Origin of the sequence: Micromonospora sp. C95, from assembly GCF_018070465.1 — a bacterium.
Classification (GTDB): Bacteria; Actinomycetota; Actinomycetes; order Mycobacteriales; family Micromonosporaceae; genus Micromonospora.
The window spans coordinates 1-316 of the sequence record NZ_JAGPXT010000067.1; the positions used below are offsets into that span (position 1 = coordinate 1).

At 68.4% G+C, this 316-nt stretch carries 1 pseudogene; it reads left to right on the forward strand.

Annotated features, from left to right (window positions below):
* Nucleotides 1-24 precede the first annotated feature (24 nt).
* Nucleotides 25-316: pseudogene (locus KBX00_RS28980) on the forward strand (hypothetical protein); the annotation flags it as partial.

Here is a 316-nt window from a genome sequence, read left to right on the forward strand (position 1 = left end):
CGACCCCCGAATTGGAGCTTTGTCATGAACACGATGCTGCGGAAGAGCGTGCTGGGTATCGCGGGTCTGGCCTTCACCGGTGGCCTGTTCGCCGGTCCGGTGGCCGCCCACGCCGACACCACCCCGGCCAAGGCGGCTGCGGTGGCGGCGGTGCAGGGTGACGTGGTGCGGGCTGACAAGCCGGACACCAGCAAGGTGCTGCCGCACGGCACCCCCAGCAACCAGTCGACGATCGAGCTGAACGACGAGCAGACCGCCAATGTGAAGGCGATCATCGCGGCGACGAAGAAGGCCGGCATGGACGAGCGTGCCGCCG